Annotated in this window: 2 protein-coding genes; one reads left to right on the forward strand and one right to left on the reverse strand. The window is 45.7% G+C overall.

Going from position 1 to position 875, the window contains the following annotated elements; genetic code table 11:
* Positions 1-138 precede the first annotated feature (138 nt).
* The gene (locus R7093_RS24560) at positions 139-345 is read left to right on the forward strand and encodes a hypothetical protein (RefSeq protein WP_005461782.1); all 207 of its coding nucleotides are present in this window, start codon (positions 139-141) and stop codon (positions 343-345) included.
* A gap of 50 nt (positions 346-395) precedes the next feature.
* Here the strand turns inward: R7093_RS24560 and R7093_RS24565 are convergent.
* Positions 396-875 (reverse strand): DNA topoisomerase (locus R7093_RS24565; RefSeq protein WP_318146930.1); only part of this gene is annotated, 480 nt, incomplete at its 5' end.

The following is an 875-nucleotide window of genomic DNA, read 5'->3' on the forward strand; positions in this document are numbered from 1 at the left end:
CTTCGCTTCCTTGGTAAGTATTTTATAAAAAGATGAGAGGTAGGTTAGCTTTATGCTTTCTACTTCTCTGACAACCTTGAATTTCTGCGTTTCCTTTCCAGACTTAGTAAGGCTATCAAACAAATAAGGAGAGTGAGCATGGCTGCGGATAGAGATCTGGTGAATTTTAGTGAAGATCACGAACTCAACTACTGCTTAAGAAGCGCAGGGAAACGTCAAACACAAGCGAATCGCGATGCGTTGGTCGATTTAGGTAAGCAAGTCAAACAAGTCTCAGGCAAACGAGTTCTTACGCAAGATGATGTAAGAGGTGCCATTCAAAATCACGGAGATCTGTTTGAGTAACACCACCACAAACAACAAGCAAAAGCGGCGCTCTCATGCGCCGCTTTTGTTTAAGAGCTCTTTCGCTTTGAGGCTCCCGCTTTCGATGCCCCACTCTTTGGGTAGCTTCGCTTTTTACGCTTGAACGCCGGACGTTCGACTTTAGGTAAGTGGCGCAGAGAATCCGGTATTGGCCCTGATTTTACTTGGCTCATCAACCCATCAATACGCTGTTCAAGTGCCTGCATGAAAGGTTGATAAGCTTGATTTCTTTCTGCCATCCCCTGAAGTTGGTGCTCCCAATGAGCGGTCATGTCAGGATACGTCGCATCTTGTGGTAATGCGTTGATTAACCCTCGTCCAGCTTGCGAACTGAGTATGGATTTACCTTGCCTTGTCAATAACTGACGCTTAAAGAGCGTATCCAAAATACCCGCACGAGTCGCTTCCGTACCTAATCCATCTGTGTCGCGCAGAATTTTTTTCAACTCTTTATCGGCAACATAACGAGCAATTCCCGTCATCGCTTGCAGCAGAGTGGCTTCAGTAAA

Source organism: Vibrio sp. 1580 (genome assembly GCF_033340055.1).